Raw genomic sequence first — 16,918 nt, 5'->3', positions numbered from 1 at the left:
TTTTTGTGCAGGAAGTTAGGGCGATTTCGGTGACGGCCTAGGCCAGCCAGCGAGCTAACGAGTGGCACCCGCTCAAATGAGTTTTACTACACCGAGCGGTAGACCTTGAGTTTGCCGACTATGCAGTTTGAAGATTGACCCATCAAGATGAGGGGCAAACGTGCAGACCCGACAAACATTTGGCACTCGACTAGGTGGCCACGTCTCAGCCTGCAACAGCCGGTGCCGGTGTAGCACCACCTGACCCCATGGTGGCAGCTTTCTCTATGCCACCCAACCGGGCAATCATTTCCGCCTGATCGTGCTTCGCTTGCGAATCCACGGCCTCTGGATCACAGATTTTGCGAAGTACAGACTCCATCTCCCTGAGCTGTGTCGCGTATTCGGTTTTTCCAGCCAAGTTTTCTAGCTCTTCAGGGTCGTTCTGAAGATCGAACAGTTCAGGCTCAAATCGTACGTAATAGTGATACTTCCACCGGCCTTTACGTACCATGAACGCCGCTGTATTACTGCCAGCAGCGTGGTACTCGCTGAACATAACGCGCTCAGTTTCGGCGGGCAATTTCGCAAGTTCCAATAAGGAGCGACCAGGTCGATCAGACATGTGCGGCGTAGGGTTAACACCCGCCGCGTCCAAAATCGTTGGAAAGAGATCCAGCAGGTCGACAGGCGTTTCGCAAACACCGGGTTCGATGCTGGGGCCGCTCACGATCATAGGAACGCAAACGCTCTCTTGGTAGAGCGTTGATTTTCCCCACACCCCGCGTGCACCCAAATTGTCGCCGTGATCAGAGGTATAGATCACAGAGGTTTGGTCAGCCAAACCAACCTCTTCCAACGTCTGGATGATCTGCCCCACACTGTTATCCAAGAAGCTGACCAAGCCGTAATAAGCCGCGAAGGCCTGCAAGCGCTCTTCAGGGCTCTTGAAAAGTTCTTCGTTCGGCATGAAATCGGCATAAGCCTGTACCCAAGGGTGGCGTTGATAGCCCGTCGACGGATGCTGCTTCACTTCTGGGATCTGGTCCAGTGGATAAAGTTTATAAAACTCTTCTGGACAAGTTAAAGGGAAATGTGGGGCAACCAAACCGATATATAGGACAAAAGGAACTCCCTGTCTTTCAGAAGCACCCTTCAGCCACTCAATGGCGCTGCGAGTCACCGCACGATCGTAGCTTGTGTAGGGCGATTCGCCAGGCCCGATGTTTTCGCCCAGCATGCGCTTACCACCGGGGGCTTGCGTAATATAAGGGTCGCGTATGGAAGCCCATACCATGCCATGGCCGCCGACGACGTGCATCGGTATGTGCTCTTTGTCAAAACCGGCGCGATCTTCTTCGTTGCGGTAATGCAGCTTACCAATGCTCTCTACGCTTACACGCTGCTCTTGAAGCAGGTGGCCCCAGCCTTGAGTAGCGCCCGTGTAGGGCATCGCGTTGTCCCACAGCGCGAGCTGATGCACGCGCATGCCGGTCGCAAATGCCGCACGGGCAGGAACGCAAATCGGGCTGGGGGTGTATGCGTTTGGAAAACGCACGCCACTTGCTGCGAGGGCGTCTAGGTTGGGGGTCTTAACGAACGGGTGACCAGAGCATCCCATGACGCGTGGGTCATGCTCGTCGGACATGATGATGACGGCGTTGCGTGATGTCATTTGAACCTTAGAAATCGGCGAAGTCACTAATTAGTCAAGTTTGAAGTTCAGACGTTTGACGGCCGCTGCGTTGTAGGCTGCCTCGTCGATCATGACTTTGCCCATCTGAGCGCTGTTTAAAGCCACCACATCTAACCCCGCCTTCGAAAGGGAGGCTTTAACTTCTACGTCATTTAAAACCTTAAGCACTTCCGTTTCCAGCCTTTTATGAATGTTGGCCGGAACACCGGAGGGCAGCGCTAGCGAGAACCATGACGGCGCCTCTAAGTCGTCGACACCAGTTGCCTCTTTTAGTGTCGGTACATCTGGCAACTGCGCAGAGCGCTCGTTCTGAAGGACAACCAGCGCGCGCAATTTCCCTGAACGGATGTGAGGCACTACCGGCGGCGCGTTAATTACAGCCGACTCGATCTGACCCGCGACGACGTCTGCCGTGGCGGGGCCGCCGCCCTTATAGGGCACATGAATCAGGTTGGTGCCGTGCTTGTAATTCATGAGGTCGAACGCCAAGTGCATGGGGGTTCCACGACCGGGCGTGCCGTACACGATGCCTCGCGTACTGCGTGATCGCTCAAAATATTCTGCCGCCGTGCGGATGGAGCTAGAGGCAGGAACCACCAGCACTGCAGGCACGCGAGCAGCTAGCACCAAAGGCGCCAAATCTTTCAGTGGGTTGTAGGGCAGTTTAGGATTGACCGCCTGCACGAACGTCAACTCTGGGTTACCTCCGACTAGAATCGTGTAACCGTCTGCAGGACTCTTAGCGACCGCGTCTGCGCCGATGATTCCACTGGCACCTGGCCGATTTTCCACAACGAATGATTGGCCCATTTGCCGGGTGAGTCGATCTGCCAGTACACGGGCCATCATGTCCACGCCACCGCCCGCTGCGAATGACACGATGAGGCGTACAGGTTTCGACGGGTAGGGCTGAGCCAAAACTGGGCCAGTCAAGCATAGGCCTGCGGCAGCGCCTATCACTTGGCGACGAGAGATGTTTTTGAGATTCATAAACGAAAATTTCCTAGCGTAAAAAATGTACAGGCATTGATTACAAATCGACGCCGGTTTCAGAAAAACCCGCCAAGCGATATGCACCCTCTGGATGAGATGCATCTCCTGCCATCCCACGACGCGCAATTTCGGTTATATAAATCTCGTCCCATTCAATATTGGCTAGGTTGACGTTGGTGCCTAGCGTCTTAACTAACCAGCTGGTGATTTTATGTTTGAACTCACGGTGAACACCAGGGAGAATGACTACAGGTAGTTCGTAAATAATTTTTTCAGCCGGAAAAGTTTTCTGAATGCGTTCAATCAGGCCAGTTCGCGTTTCGCCTTGTGCGAAAAGTTCATAAGCTTCGAGGTAAACACCAGAAGCCCCAGCATCTATGCAGTCTGCGATATCTGCCACGAAAGCGTCATCATCGAGCGCCCCCTCTTTGCGGCCAACTTCACCATAGGCTTTTAAGCCAGCATTTGCGCAGGCTTTAATAAGGCGAGCCTTTTCACCGGCTGGAAAGGTAATCAGGTTATCTGACACTTCCAGTGCGCCAAACCCCACCTCTAAAGCGTCGGCGAACAACTTGTCTGCGTTGCCCTGCATATAGGCCAACTCAGTAAACAGCCCACCAATCATGGGGTTAATACCATGCTCTCGGTACAGCGCTAGTTTGCGTTGCAGTACATCACGCGGCATCACGCGTGGGATGGTCGCAGCTATTTTCGCGTTATCGATATAAAGTCCGGCGCTTTCGAGCGTATCGGCTTGGCGGGAAATACCCATGCCCCAGTCGATCATCATGTTCATGCCTCCTGTGCGAGGCTTGGATTGACGTTCGGGAACGGGGATGGATGCGAATGCAAAATCAGTCATGGGTTTCTTGTCGCCAAAAATAATAATTAATAAGTTCCGTTTTTAGTCCGCTTGTCCTGGCGGCGTATGAGGATGCATCTGCACGCTTTGATTGAATTCACGCACCATGCGCAACATAGGCCCCATCACCCACGTGTTGTGCACTAAGACATCGGTCTCCTCTTTCGGATCCCGCGTCAGGTTGAATAAATAGGGGGACTCAAGTTTGCCCTGCCCCTGATTGACTGCTGGCTCCCAGTAGTAATGCATTTTCCAATCACGCCACTTAAGTGCTCGCAGCTCGTTTTTGATGTGATACAAGAAGCCTTCGCGCTTCGATTTTTCAGCGTTGTCAATCAAGAATTCAGTCTGATCTACGCCGTCAATAGGACGGTCATCGGGGACGTCGGATCCTCCAAGGCGCGCCAAAGTCGTGAACAGGTCGGTCACATGAACGACTTCGTTACTCACCCTTCCCGGCCTAATGTGCCCCGGCCAACGAGCGACGAATGGGACCCTCAGGCTGCCTTCCATCGCTGTGTGATACGTGCCGCTCCAAGGTCCAGCTGTACCGCGATAAGGTGCCCTGAATTCCGGGCCGTTGTCACTGCAAAAAATTATCAGTGTGTCGTCGGCCAAATTCAAATCATCTATAGCCTTGATGATCTGTCCGACCCGGTGATCCATCTCAACCATTGAGTCGGCAAAGTCTCCACACCCTGTTCGGCCCGCGAAATCTGGATGCGGTAGCGTTGGGAAGTGCAAATGGACGAGCGGCAGATATAGGAAGAACGGAGTTCCTGCCTTTGCATGTCGAGCCATAAATTCGACCGAACGATCTACCAGTTCGGCATCGATACCGCGACGTGAATCCAAATCATAGACTTTGATCTCACGCGAGGCTTCACCCGCCCGACCTTCCATGATGTAAGGAAGATCAACCACTGAAGGGTCAAACCCAACGGTAGAAGTGAATTGGCTTTTCATCGGTGGTACGGGGAATACCGTACCACTCATCGAAGCCGCGATCAGAAGGAAAACGTCCCTGGATATCACCAAGATGCCACTTGCCGTAGTGAGCCGTGGAGTAACCCGCCTCGGAAAGCAATTGAGCTAGGGTGATCTCACTGCGCTTAAGGCCCTGTGGCAATCCGGGTGGCACAGACTGAAGGCACCCCGTGCGAATGGGATGCCGTCCACTCATGAGTGCCGAACGGGTCGGAACGCAGTCGCTTTCCACGTTGAAGTTCTGAAGCAGGACGCCTTGGGCTGCCAAGCCGTCGATATGAGGCGTTGGTGCACCCCGCAAGGCGCCCCCACCGTAGCACCCCAACTCACCCCACCCGAGGTTGTCAGCAAGGATCAGAACAATATTGGGCTTCTTGGCAGATGTCATCGCTTCATTTTTCAGTGGCTGAACGTGCAATTTACGCCCACCCTCCCCAATTTTTCATTCCAAAAAGTAGAGAAAACCATAAAATGTAGGAATGTCACTCTCAATCCGCGATGTTGAGTATGTGCTCGCCATTGCCTCGGCAGGTCAAATCTCTGCCGCCGCGGCGAGTTTGGGTGTCACGCAGCCCGCCCTGAGCAAAGCCGTACAGCGAGTGGAAGAGACCCTTGGCGTTAGCATCTTCGAGCGGGCCGCCCGAGGTGTGGTGCTTACATCAACCGGGCTGCGTGTCTTGGAACAGCTCCAAGCATTGCAAAGTGCCTACACCGATACAGTCCACTTGGTTGATGAACTCAGGGCGAATTCAGCTGGTTTGCTTCGAGTGGGCGTGACTGATAACTCTGCTAAAAATCAAATCGTACCGGCCCTCAGTTCCTTAATCGCGCAACGGCCGGGTCTGAGAGTAAAACTAAGCATCGACCGCTCAGACGGACTCGCTGCACAAGTGGCACGAGGCGATCTTGATTTGGCGCTTGTACCCATCTATGAGGGTCAGGTCGTCGAGGCTAAACAAACCAAAATCCTGATCGATGTGATGGTACCCCTCGTCAGGGCATCACACCCATTGGCCGGACGACCTTCTCTTAGCGTGCGCGACCTCCTACCCTTCGGCTGGCTCATGAGCGCTCCGCATTCAGCCGCTCACACGGCCTTGACCGCCGCGCTCGCCAGAGAGGGCTTCAGCCCACCAAACGTCGTGATGGAGGTGCCCTATTCTTCGGAGCTCAATCTGGCCATCTTGTCTCAAACTGATTTAGTGACGATGGCACCCCGTTCAGTCCTGTCGTCGAGCGGTGGTACAGGATTCGTCGAACTAGGCATCCCAGCGTTGAGAATGCCGAGAACTGTAGTTCTATTGTCTCGACTGGAAGGGTTCTGGTCCCCACTCATGGAGGCTATTCGCGAACGTTTGATGGCCCGCCACGTTACATGAAGCGGATGGAGCTTTAAGCACACGTGATTGACGTACCCGGTTGCAGTATCCACTCCTAAAAGCGACAGGACGAGTGACTACGGACGATCGAACTTCAGACTAGGCAAACTGAAGGCAGCGCATGCTGATCGTGCCGCTGTGGAATTCTTCGAAAACGTGCGTAGGCGCGGTGTCTCCCGCAGCGCCCAATGCGTAAATCAGGGGCCAGTAGTGATCCGGGGTCGGCACGGCCATTTTTGCCGACTCATCCAGCGCCAGGTAAGCCTGCAGGGCCTTGTCTTCGCGCTGATCAAGTGCGGCTTTCACACTGGCGTCAAAGGCTTGCGCCCATGGCCTAGAGGCGCTCTTGCTGTCGGGCGTGCCGCGGTCGGTGGCACGCAGGTTGTGCACGATGTTGCCGCTTCCGATGATCAATACCCCTTGATCTCGCAGGGCTTGCAGCTCACGGCCCACTGCATAGTGGAAGGCCCCAGGCTTGTCGTAGTCGATGGACACCTGGAAGACGGGTACATTGGCATCGGGAAACAGGTGATGAAGCACAGTCCAGGTGCCGTGGTCGAGGCCCCATTGCGTGGTCGGCACGCTCGGGTTACTCTTGATGAGCTTGGCGGCAGCCAGGGCCAACTCAGGATGTCCTTTTGCCGGATACCGCATTTCATGCAACTGGCGCGGAAAACCGCTGAAGTCGTGAATGGTAGGCGGCTGCTCGTTGGCCGTGATGCCGGTGGCACCTCGCGTCAGCCAGTGAGCCGAAACAACCAGTATGGCGGTGGGTGCCTGGAGCCGCTTGCCCCAGTTTGAAAGTGCACTGGTGAATGCGTTGGTCCTGATGGCGTTCATCGGGCTGCCATGCCCAATAAACAGCACCGGCTGACGTGTGCGCTTCGGGCTGGCCGCCTGGGCTTGGAGCGCCGACGTGAGAGCAAGAAGGGCGGCTGAAACCCCGCTGATGGCGGTGGTTTCGAGAAACAGGCGGCGTGAAGTCATTTTCGGGATCGTAAATTCGCTTCTACAGAGACCGCCCGGTCCGGGTTTGGTTCCATTTGCCGAGGCATGTTCTGGGTGTTCCAGCTCCCCGGTCTCAGGATGATTGACAATACGCTTTTGCCGAGACTTTCGGCGGGTGCCCCTTAGCACACATGTCTTCAACTGCTGTTTCCGCCCCTGAAAATTCCTCTTCCAGCCACCGCATGACGCCCACAGAGCGCCGAGCCAGCTTTTCGCTGGCGGCGATTTTTGCGTTGCGCATGCTTGGGCTGTTTCTTGTGCTGCCTGTGTTCGCGCTGGAAGCAGCGGGTCTGCCTGGCGGCGATGATCCGGCGCTCATCGGGCTCGCCATGGGTGTGTACGGCTTGACGCAGGCTGTGATGCAGGTGCCATTTGGGCTGGCGTCCGATCGCTTCGGTCGCAAGCGGATCATAGTGCTGGGGCTGCTGGTGTTCGCGTTGGGCAGCATGCTGGCGGCCGTTGCGGACAGCGTACAGATGCTGGCCGTGGGCCGGGGTATCCAGGGGGCAGGCGCAGTCTCCGCGGCCGTGACCGCCTTGCTGGCGGACCTCACGCGCGACGAAGTGCGCACCAAGGGCATGGCGCTGGTGGGCGCCAGCATCGGCCTGACCTTTGCCATTTCACTCATGGCAGCCCCCGTGTTGGCAGGGTGGATCGGCCTCTCGGGGCTTTTTGCCCTGACCGCCGTGTTGGCGGTGCTGGGCATAGCGGTGATTTTGGGGTGGACGCCACCCGAGCCCACCCGGCACGCCGACCAGCCGCGCGGACGCCTGGGCGACGTCTGGCTTCATCCTGACCTGTGGAGGCTCGATCTCGGTGTGTTTGTGCTGCACACGGTGCAGATGTCAATGTGGGTGGTGGTGCCGGGTCTTCTGGTGCAGGCGGGGCTTCAGAAAGACCTGCACTGGCACGTTTACCTGCCTGCGGTGATGGCCTCTTTCCTGTTGCTGGGCGGTCTGTTCGCTATGGAGCGCCGTGGCCACTTGCGGGCGGTGCTTCGTGGCGCCGTTGCGCTGCTCTTTGTGGTGCAGGTGGCGTTCTGGCTGCTCGCACCGCAGGCGCAAAGCGTATGGGCATGGGGCATCGTGCTGTTCTTCTTTTTCGTGGCCTTCAATATTCTGGAGGCCAGCCAGCCGAGCCTGATCTCTCGTCTGGCACCGGCCCATGCGCGGGGTGCCGCGCTAGGGGTGTACAACACCTTGCAGTCGCTTGGGTTGTTCGCCGGGGGCGCGCTGGGGGGCTTGTTGCTCAAGGCTGGCGGTGCGACGACGGTGTTTGCGGTAACGACGGCGCTGGCTCTGCTGTGGCTTCTGCTGGGCTGGAAGCAGAGGGTGCCGGCGGTCTCTTCGAAATGAGGCGCTCGACGATCTGCTCGGCCATCGTGCTGTAGAGCGGGCGGCTGACCATGCGGGACACCAGGCTTGCCACCATCGCGCAGGACATCAGCCCCAGCACCATGGCGTAGCCATCAACCATTTCCATCACGATGATCATGGCCGTGATCGGCGTCTGCGTCAGGGCTGCTAGAAATCCAGCCATGCCGAGCGCGATCAGCACCACTTCGTAGTCTGGGGCCATCATGACCGCGACATCGTGCCCGAGGCTTGCGCCCATTGAAAGCGCTGGAGAAAACAGGCCGGCGGGCACTCCTGACCAGGACGTTAGCCAGGTGGCGATGAATTTCAGCAGGGTCCATAGGAAGGGGATGCCGTTTTCGTCGCCCGCCAGAAGATGCCTTGTGTGGTCATGGCCACCCCCCACGGCGCTGCCATTGGTCAAGATGCCGATCACAGCCACGGCCAACCCGCAGCATGCGGCAAATCGGATCGGCCATTTTCGGCGGTAGGCACAAAAGCGGTCTGGCAGACCGCGGGTCGATGCGATGATCAGGCGCGCGAACAGGCCGCCAGCCAGCCCGCAGCCCAGCGCCAGCAGCATGCCTGGCATGAAAACGCCCCAGCCCACGCGTTCGATGCGAATACGGCCAAAATAAGACAGATTACCGAATGCGGCCACCGCCACCAGGCCGGCCATCACGATCGCGCCAAGCATGAGGCCAGACGATCGGGTCTCCAGCTTGCGCGAAAGCTCCTCAATGGCGAACACGACGCCGCCTAGCGGCGTGTTGAAAGCCGCCGCGATACCGGCGGCCCCTCCGGCGACGACCAGTTCACGTGCCGTGATGCCCGACCGGGCCGAGAGAAAGTGCCGGGCGGAGTACATGACCCCGGCGGCGATCTGTACAGAAGGCCCTTGCCTGCCTGCCGACAATCCCGCGAGCAGCCCGCCCGAGACGGCCAGCATTTTGGCAGCGGAGTTCTTGAGGGAAATGAATGCTGAGCGGCCTTGTGCTTCGAGATGGGTGTCGAGCGCGGCCACCACCTGCGGTGGACCAGAGCCCCCTGCGCCCGGAGCCCAGCGCAGTGCCCAGACGATGAGTGCCGTTAGAGCCGGTGTCCAGAGCAGCGGCCACCACCAGACGCTGGTTGACATGGCCATGAAAATTTGGGAGGCAGCGTCTGCCAGCAGCGTGAAGAGTACGACAGCCAACCCCGCCAGCAAGGCGAAGACGCCGATCACGAATCGATCAAGCCACACACGTGCATCGGTCATCTCGTCGCGCACGCGGCGCAGGAAATCCGGTTCGCCTTTCATGGGCTTGATTTTGGCACGGCGATGGCTGGCTTCCCCGCAGGTCGTTGCCCGGTCGGAGAATTCGGGCGAATTTCGAAACTCTTGAATCCCGATACCGGGTTTGAAGTGGCGCGCAGAACCTCTTGTTTCGTGTTGCCCACCAAGGGGCGACTACGCGGCTCTCTGAGCGTCGAACGCCAGCGAAGCTGCCGCCAGGTCTTCAAGCGCAGTGCCCACGGCCTTGAACAGAGTGATTTCTTCCCGGGTTTTCCGTCCTGGGTGTTGGCCTCGGCAAAGCGAAGTCAAGTCGCATGCGATTGAGCTTTGATCGAACGCACCATTGGCTACAGGAATGAGAATGTCTCCGGACTTCTTCGGCGCTTCGTCGGTGTCCACGAACACGGTTGAGACGCGGAAACATTCATCGTCGCTCTCGCGCATGGCGGGCGTAAAACTACCAATCAGATCCAGGTGGGTTCCAGGACGAAGCCAACCGCCCTGGATCAGGGGTTGGTTTGACAAAGTGGCACAACTGATGATGTCTGCCTCAGCAGCTGCAGCTTCAAGGTCTGGTACCACTTGCGCACGCAATCCAGTCCGACGAAGGTGATCGACCAGGGAGGCCGCCAGAGTGGGGTTGATATCCCACACGTTGACTTCCTCGATGGGCCTCACTTCACGATAGGCTTCGGGCACCAGGCTGGCTACCCTGCCAGCGCCCACCACGAGGAGCGAGCGCGAGTCGGGGCGACTCAAGTACTTGGCTGCAAGTGCCGATGCCGCAGCTGTTCGCCTGGAGGTGATGACGTTCCCATCGAGAAGCGCGAGAGGCACGCCTGTGCAGGCGTCATAGAGAATGAAAACTGAGTGCAGGCCGGGCAAGCCGCGCTTCTGGTTGTCTGGGTAGATGGAGACTGTCTTGACCCCGAGGCGCCCTCCTTCTTGCCAGGCTGGCATGAGAAGCAAGGTTCCTTGCCCGCTTTCCTCGGTGCCTACAACGTGCGAATGTCGCAGCGGGACGCAGCATCCCGAAGCAAACATGGCTTCGAGCGCCGGGATCAGCTGGACGAAGGGCAGCCCTTGTGCTGTGCGTTCTTCGTTGACGATTTTCATGGTATTTTGAGCTTCCGATGGGATGATGTTTCTGTGTTGCGATGGTCGGCAGATCTTGAAGCTGTTCCGCTCCTGAAGTGGCACAGGAAATCCGGCCATTCAGACTCGCCAGGAGCTAAGTCGATCTTGACGCAGCGCTTGCTGGCACAATTGGGGGCCTTTTTTCGTTTCTTCTCGCGCAGGAATTCAAGTCATGGCCTCCGTCAATAAAGTCATTCTCGTCGGCAACCTCGGGCGCGATCCCGAGATGCGTAGCTTCCCCAGCGGCGACCAAGTGGCCAACGTGACTCTGGCCACCACCGACAAGTGGAAGGACAAGCAAAGCGGTGAGCAGCGTGAACACACCGAGTGGCACCGCCTGGTGTTCAATGGTCGGTTGGCCGAGATCGTTGGTCAGTATCTGCGCAAGGGTTCGCAGATCTATGTTGAAGGCAGCATCCGCACCCGCAAGTGGCAAGATCCGCAATCCGGCCAGGATCGCTACAGCACGGAAGTCCGTGTAGACCAGATGCAAATGCTCGGCAGCCGCCAGGGCATGGGCGGCCCTGGTGGAGATGAGAGTGGTTACGGAGGCGCAAGTGGAGGCGGAGGCGGAGGCGGATACGGCGGCGGCAGCGATGCCCCCTACGACGCACCTCGCCGCCCTGCACCAGCGGCGGCCCCGCGCGCGGCTCCCGCACCGCGCGCACCGGCACCTGTGGCCCGGCCGGACAACGGTTTCGGCGACATGGACGACGATATTCCGTTCTAGCGTCAACTTTTTTCGGATGTAAACAAAGAGCCCCAAGTGATTGTCACTAGGGGCTTTTTTCATTATTTACCATTTTTTCGACCTGATGTAACATGTTGCTTATCGATCACTTTTCGAAAACGTCAACATGTCGAGTCGCTATCAGATCAGGACGATCAAGTTCGCGTCCGGTGAGCGCTTCCCGCTCCTGATCGAGCGCGCCTCCGGCAAGCCACTCTTCAATCCCACCGCTTTCCTCACGACCCAGATGCGGTCGGTGAGCTTGGCTACGTCAACGATGGCGCAGGCGGCCAGGGCCATCATGGCTGGGCTTCAAATCCTCGAGCATCAAGGCGTCGATTTCTCGGCTCGGCTTCGCGAAGGCCGCATGCTTGAGTTAGGCGAGATAACAGAGCTCACTGAAAAGATGTATCTGCCTCAGGAGCAGATCGACGCTCTTATTCCCGCTACTTCACCAGAGCGCGCCGCCTCCAAAGTCACACCCATCAAGCGCTCGCATAAGCGGCCCCCAAAGACTCCCACAGCGAAATTGCTCCAACGGGGATCTGTGGGCATACGGTTGCTTTACTTCCGCGACTATCTCTCATGGTTGACCAAGCGATACATCCTCTCGCAGACCGCCAATAGCTCTTCTGCGGAAAGGCTACTTCTATAGATAAGGCCCAATAAAGTCTGAACTTTTTCTGATTCTCGTGGTCAGAGATACATGGAAAAAGAAAGCGCAAGAAGTCAAACACTGGAGCAACTTCACGAACGCCGAAAGCAAGTCGTGAGGCTGTACAGACAAGGCACCAAGATCATGCAGATCGTCACGATGACGGGGTTGAGTTACCCGACAGTACGAACGGCTATCGATCTGTTTGACGCTGGCGGTTGGGGTGCGATACGCCCCGCTGTTCGTGGACGAGCCAGAGGCGATGGGCGGGTGCTCAGTGTGGTCCAGGAGGAGGCCATCCAGCGCCTGATCATCGACAAACGCCCCGAGCAACTCAAGATGGATTTCAGCCTGTGGAGCCGGGCCGCAGTGGGCCAGCTCATCGAACAGGAATTTGGCATCAAGCTGCAAGTACGCAGCATCGGCAAGTACCTCGCCCGCTGGGGCTTCACACCGCAAAAGCCCATCAAGCGCGCTTACGAGCAAAGCCCTGCTGCCGTGCAGGCTTGGTTGGAGGGCGAGTACCCCGGCATCGAGCAACGCGCCAGGGCCGAGGGCGCTGAGATTCACTGGGGCGATGAGACGGCTTTGGTCAACACCGATGTACGCGGCAGAAGCTTTGCACCAGCGGGCAAAACACCGGTGGCCATGGCCGTGGGCGGTACCCGTCAAAAGCTTTCTATGATTGCCACGGTGACCAACCAGGGCAAGACGCGTTGGATGATCATTGACGAAGCTTTTGATGCTGAGAAGCTGATCGAATTTCTGCAAGCTTTGATCAAAGACGCGAGCAAAAAAGTCTTTCTGATTCTGGACAACCTGCGGGTTCACCACAGCAAGCTGGTCAAGGCGTGGGTGGCTGAGCGCCAAGACCAGATTGAGCTGTTTTACCTGCCCAGCTACAGCCCGCAACTCAATCCAGAGGAGCGGCTCAACGCGGACTTGAAACAAGAGATGGGCAAGCGCGTTCCAGTGCGAACCAAGGCCAAGTTACGCGATGCGGCCAATGATCACATGGCGATGTTGGAGCACAACCCCGAGCGTGTCATGAGCTACTTCCAGGACCGCCACGTCCGTTATGTCCAGTCAGCTCCCCCTTTGCTCTGATCAACCTGCCAAGCAAGGCATGCAACGCTCCTTGTTGCTGGATCTGCGCATAGTTGCGATCTCGGCATAGGCAGCGCTATGTAAAGCTCGCCATAGCGCTGCGGAACGGCCGTTCATAGAGCCGTGGTCACCGTGCTGAACTTGGTGTGCATGGCCGCCGAATTGCGCACCGTATACAAAGGCTGCCGGATGCCCAAGGCGGCCGTCGACGAATCCGTCGTGCTCCACCAGTGATCGTGCCATCCGCGCAGGCGACCCAACTCGCGTAGTAAGAGCTGCCAGCTGGAACCTTCGGTGCTGCCTCACCGTTTCAGGTCTGAGCTATGAAAGTGCCTGGCGAAGTAGTCGATCACCTGATCTGCCTGCGTTCCAGCGCGAAATTTCCGCTGAGCTTCGAAGTCGATGGATGGGATGAGATGAATGAACTGATCGGGCCCATAGGCTTCCAGCACAGCGTTGCCATCGATCCCAGCTTCACGTAGTCCCGTGACCATCTTGGCTGCCTCTATGGTCGCGCCAATCATGACATCTGCGATCTGCACCGCCGGACTGGACACTGAATCGACCTGCGTCACGGACTGCAGCTTGAGTGGGAACTTGATTCGGGCGATTTCCGACTGCTGAAACTCTGCTGCTTGGTCGTGGTCGATGTAGCGCTGAAGTAGGTCGTGGTACGTCAGCAGGTTCTTCGAGCGGTCATGCTCAACACAATACGGTCCACTAGCCAATTCTTCCATGCGCGAGATGAGGGACTGGAGGACAACAAGCGCCGCATCCGTAGTCACGCCGGGCGTTGCGATTGCACTCAAGCAGTCCGGGTCCGCATATAGCGCCAGGGGTCCAAGAGCCTCCGGAAGCTCCTGCCAGTTTGTCTTGCGTGCTGCATTGACCAGGTCTTGGAGGCTTGCTGGCGTCTTCTCCTTCATGGCCCGCTGGAAAGAGGCCAGCAGGCCTTCGAAGGCATTTCGCCCCAGCACCTTCGGACCGACGTAGTACAGAAGAGATGCAAGACCGTAGTTCTGCCCATCCTCGTAGAAGTTCTGACCACGCTCGTAGTAGAACGGCTCGACCCCGTAGTCCAGCAGCATGAGAAGCAGCAGATAGCGCTTGTCGCAGACATACGAGACACACTTGTATCCAGAAAGCACATCACGTTGGAGTGCGAGGATCCGCGGGTGATTGCTCGAGCGACGTGTCAGAGAGCTGTACTTGAGCTCATCCGCTTGGAGACGGGGGAAGTGCTCCTTAATTAGTCCGGCAGCGTCATCGTCGCTGATGGCGATCGCGGTAGCCCCTTGGAAGGGCTGATCGGCGTTCAGCAGATCGAATCCCGTATAACCGCTCTCGTCGATGCGGAAGCATTCCATGTTGGCCTCTAGACGGTATGGTCGGTGGTCAGGACTACCAAATTTTCTTACGCAGTATGAATCAACTCGCCAAGCCCAAGTGCCTCTATGTGATCGGAAATGGATTTGATCTGTGGCACGACATTCCTTCCAGGTTTGGTGACTTCAAAAATTATGTCTCAGAAAACGCACCTCAGATATTTGAAGAGGTTGAGACCTACCTACCCGCGGGCGACGAATGGAATCAACTTGAGCAAGCGCTCGCAGAGATGGATGTCGATGCCCTGATCGACAATCTCGGGCATTTCATGGGCTCATATGGTGCTGACGACTGGAGCGATTCGGGACACCATGATTTTCAATATGAGGTAGAAAATTGTGTGGAGCGTCTGTCTTCAGGTCTAAAGCATCAGTTCGCAAACTGGGTCAGAGGTCTGCCAATGCCCAGCCATCTTGAGGATAATCGACGGCTGAAGACGCTTAATCCTGAAGCGCACTATCTGACCTTCAACTACACCCCGACCTTGAAGTCGGTTTATGGCATCGACTCTCGTAGGGTGTGCTTCATTCACGGCAATGCCGCCGTCCAAGATGAAGAGCTGATTCTTGGTCACGCATGGAGCCCAACCGTCCGGCCATCACTCAACAGTCACGAAGACGTCGAGGAAATGGATGTGCGTATGTATGAGGCCAATGAGATCATTGACAGCTATTTTTCGAGCACCTTCAAGCGCTCTGCTGAACTCATTCAGAAGCATGCCCACTTCTTCGACCAGCTTTTTGATATTGAACAGGTGGTAATCCTTGGGCATTCTCTTTCTGACGTCGATTCCGAATACTTTGCGGCCTTGCTAAAAGTCCCATCATTGACGACCGCTCGCTGGATGGTTGCGTGCCGAGGTCTCTCGGCATGGCCCGATAAGCTGATTGACCTGAATCGTCTTGGAATCCCTACGCAGAAAGCAACCGCTGTCATGTGGGACAGCCTTTAATGCGGGTCTCGAACCTATTGCTCTGACAACCTGGATTGCTTCTCATAATCCATATCGTAGGTCGCAGACTCGTCAAATATCGATACATCACTCCAGTCATATCGCACTCGAGCTACGCCAACCGCTCGACTTGACCCAGCGACCCAATCAGCGTGAGCAGGATTGAAGGCAACTAGTGTGCCGTTCCATTAATAACTTTACAAAGTCGTTCCAACTTCTCGAAGATTGAGTCGGCTGTTGCCGTCCAGCGGAAGGGGCGCGGGTGTTGGTTGTAGTGCTCGACGAAGGCGTTGATCTTGCGCTTGAGGTCAGGCACCGAATCGAATGAGCCACGCCGGATGGCCTGATTGGTGATCAAGGCGAACCAGCGCTCGACCTGGTTGAGCCATGAACTGTAGGTCGGTGTGAAGTGCAGATGAAAGCGGGGCCGGCGTGCCAGCCATGCGCGAACCCGAGGATGTTTGTGGGTGGCGTAGTTGTCGCAAATGAGGTGCACGTCCAGCGTGCTGGGCACCTGTGCCTCGACATGGCGCAAGAAAGCGAGAAATTCCTGGTGCCGGTGCTTGGGTTTGCATTGCGTGATCACAGTGCCATTGGCGATATCGAGCGCGGCAAACAGCGTTGTGGTGCCGTGGCGCACGTAGTCGTGGGTAACTCCCTCGACATACCCCAGACCCATCGGCAGCATGGGCTGCGTGCGCTGCAGAGCCTGCACTTGGCTTTTCTCGTCCACGCACAGCACCAATGCGTGCTCGGGCGGGTTGAGATACAGCCCGACGATGTCGCGCACCTTTTCGATGAAGAAGGGATCGTTGGAGAGCTTGAAGCTCTTGCTGCGGTGCGGCTGCAAGCCAAACAACGTCATATAGCGGTGCACGGTCGTCGTCGACAGACCCGTCTCATCGGCCAATGAACGCCGCGACCAATGAGTGCGGCCCTTGGGCTGGCTGCCAAGCGCCTTGTTGATCATCAGCGCAATCTGCTCGTCCGTTGCCTGGCGGGGACGCCCCGGCTTGAGTTCGTTGTGCAGCCCCGCAATGCCTCGCTCCCGGTAGCGAGTGCGCCACAGCGTCACAGTTGGGCGACTGTAGCCAAAGCGCTGCGCTACGGAGCTGTTGGTCTCCCCGTCAGCCATGCAAAGAATCATCTGGGCGCGGCGAGCTAACGCCGCAGGCAGGCTTTGCGAGCGTGCCATCGACTCAAGCTGCACGCGTTCGCTCGGCGCAACTACCAGTGGTTTTGCAGGACGTCCCATCGTTGTGCTCCACTACCAAGGATAGCTCTTGGAGTACACAAATAATGTAAAGTTTCATATGAAACGGCACACTAGCAGGCTGCTGAAATACCCTCCACCTTCACTCCTCGGTTGACGCCTTGCCACGACAATCAAGGCACCCCTACCGACCAGACAGACGA

Annotated in this window: 15 protein-coding genes and 1 pseudogene; 6 read left to right on the top strand and 10 right to left on the bottom strand. The window is 57.1% G+C overall.

Annotated features, from left to right (window positions below; all coding sequences use genetic code 11):
• Positions 1-205 precede the first annotated feature (205 nt).
• The 4 genes and pseudogenes from AAAK34_RS01060 to AAAK34_RS01045 form a co-directional block, all read right to left on the bottom strand.
• Positions 206-1,654: a sulfatase-like hydrolase/transferase gene (locus tag AAAK34_RS01060; RefSeq protein ID WP_231697025.1), complete on the bottom strand. Its 1,449-nt coding sequence runs from the start codon at positions 1,652-1,654 to the stop codon at positions 206-208.
• Positions 1,655-1,684: 30 nt separating this feature from the next.
• Complete coding sequence (locus tag AAAK34_RS01055; protein ID WP_231697026.1) at positions 1,685-2,665, bottom strand: tripartite tricarboxylate transporter substrate-binding protein; 981 nt, start codon at positions 2,663-2,665, stop codon at positions 1,685-1,687.
• A gap of 40 nt (positions 2,666-2,705) precedes the next feature.
• Positions 2,706-3,530 carry a phosphosulfolactate synthase gene (locus tag AAAK34_RS01050; RefSeq protein ID WP_231697027.1) on the bottom strand — a complete coding sequence of 275 codons (825 nt, stop codon included), beginning with the start codon at positions 3,528-3,530 and terminating at the stop codon, positions 2,706-2,708.
• Between the two features lie 42 nt (positions 3,531-3,572).
• A pseudogene (locus AAAK34_RS01045) lies at positions 3,573-4,905 on the bottom strand (arylsulfatase).
• A gap of 91 nt (positions 4,906-4,996) precedes the next feature.
• Between AAAK34_RS01045 and AAAK34_RS01040 the strand changes: the two are divergent.
• Positions 4,997-5,896: a LysR family transcriptional regulator gene (locus tag AAAK34_RS01040; RefSeq protein ID WP_231697029.1), complete on the top strand. Its 900-nt coding sequence runs from the start codon at positions 4,997-4,999 to the stop codon at positions 5,894-5,896.
• Positions 5,897-5,995: 99 nt separating this feature from the next.
• Here the strand turns inward: AAAK34_RS01040 and ygiD are convergent, their stop codons facing one another.
• Complete coding sequence (ygiD, locus tag AAAK34_RS01035; protein ID WP_231697030.1) at positions 5,996-6,883, bottom strand: 4,5-DOPA dioxygenase extradiol; 888 nt, start codon at positions 6,881-6,883, stop codon at positions 5,996-5,998.
• Positions 6,884-7,086: 203 nt separating this feature from the next.
• Here ygiD and AAAK34_RS01030 point away from each other — a divergent pair, with 203 nt between their 5' ends.
• A complete protein-coding gene (locus AAAK34_RS01030; protein WP_231697031.1) occupies positions 7,087-8,259 on the top strand; it encodes an MFS transporter in 1,173 nt (390 codons plus the stop codon).
• Here AAAK34_RS01030 and AAAK34_RS01025 read toward each other — a convergent pair.
• Positions 8,153-9,559: a chloride channel protein gene (locus tag AAAK34_RS01025; RefSeq protein ID WP_231697032.1), complete on the bottom strand. Its 1,407-nt coding sequence runs from the start codon at positions 9,557-9,559 to the stop codon at positions 8,153-8,155. The two genes, AAAK34_RS01030 and AAAK34_RS01025, sit on opposite strands and share 107 nt — an antisense overlap.
• Before the next feature lie 150 nt (positions 9,560-9,709).
• A complete protein-coding gene (locus AAAK34_RS01020) occupies positions 9,710-10,651 on the bottom strand; it encodes an ornithine cyclodeaminase family protein (protein ID WP_231697033.1) in 942 nt (313 codons plus the stop codon).
• A 193-nt stretch (positions 10,652-10,844) separates the two neighbouring features.
• On the opposite strand from AAAK34_RS01020, the gene ssb reads away from it, so the two are divergent.
• The 3 genes from ssb (at position 10,845) to AAAK34_RS01005 (ending at position 13,164) form a co-directional block, all read left to right on the top strand.
• Positions 10,845-11,402 carry a single-stranded DNA-binding protein gene (ssb, locus tag AAAK34_RS01015; protein WP_231697034.1) on the top strand — a complete coding sequence of 186 codons (558 nt, stop codon included), beginning with the start codon at positions 10,845-10,847 and terminating at the stop codon, positions 11,400-11,402.
• A gap of 127 nt (positions 11,403-11,529) precedes the next feature.
• A complete protein-coding gene (locus tag AAAK34_RS01010) occupies positions 11,530-12,057 on the top strand; it encodes a hypothetical protein (protein WP_231697035.1) in 528 nt (175 codons plus the stop codon).
• 51 nt (positions 12,058-12,108) lie between these two features.
• On the top strand, positions 12,109-13,164 hold the full coding sequence (locus AAAK34_RS01005; protein WP_431777641.1) for an IS630 family transposase: 1,056 nt from the start codon (positions 12,109-12,111) through the stop codon (positions 13,162-13,164).
• Here AAAK34_RS01005 and AAAK34_RS01000 read toward each other — a convergent pair whose 3' ends face one another.
• Together AAAK34_RS01000 and AAAK34_RS00995 are read right to left on the bottom strand one after the other, a co-directional pair.
• Positions 13,165-13,407 carry a hypothetical protein gene (locus tag AAAK34_RS01000; RefSeq protein WP_431777640.1) on the bottom strand — a complete coding sequence of 81 codons (243 nt, stop codon included), beginning with the start codon at positions 13,405-13,407 and terminating at the stop codon, positions 13,165-13,167.
• A gap of 59 nt (positions 13,408-13,466) precedes the next feature.
• On the bottom strand, positions 13,467-14,531 hold the full coding sequence (locus AAAK34_RS00995; RefSeq protein ID WP_231697036.1) for a DUF3800 domain-containing protein: 1,065 nt from the start codon (positions 14,529-14,531) through the stop codon (positions 13,467-13,469).
• Between the two features lie 56 nt (positions 14,532-14,587).
• Here AAAK34_RS00995 and AAAK34_RS00990 point away from each other — a divergent pair, with 56 nt between their 5' ends.
• A complete protein-coding gene (locus AAAK34_RS00990; protein ID WP_231697037.1) occupies positions 14,588-15,502 on the top strand; it encodes a bacteriophage abortive infection AbiH family protein in 915 nt (304 codons plus the stop codon).
• Between the two features lie 172 nt (positions 15,503-15,674).
• On the opposite strand, the gene AAAK34_RS00985 is transcribed toward AAAK34_RS00990, so the two are convergent.
• A complete protein-coding gene (locus AAAK34_RS00985; protein WP_431777370.1) occupies positions 15,675-16,757 on the bottom strand; it encodes an IS630 family transposase in 1,083 nt (360 codons plus the stop codon).
• Positions 16,758-16,918 lie beyond the last annotated feature (161 nt).

It is taken from the genome of Ottowia caeni (genome assembly GCF_050821495.1).
GTDB lineage: Bacteria > Pseudomonadota > Gammaproteobacteria > Burkholderiales > Burkholderiaceae_C > Ottowia > Ottowia caeni.
This window is presented reverse-complemented; position numbering and strand designations above follow the sequence as displayed.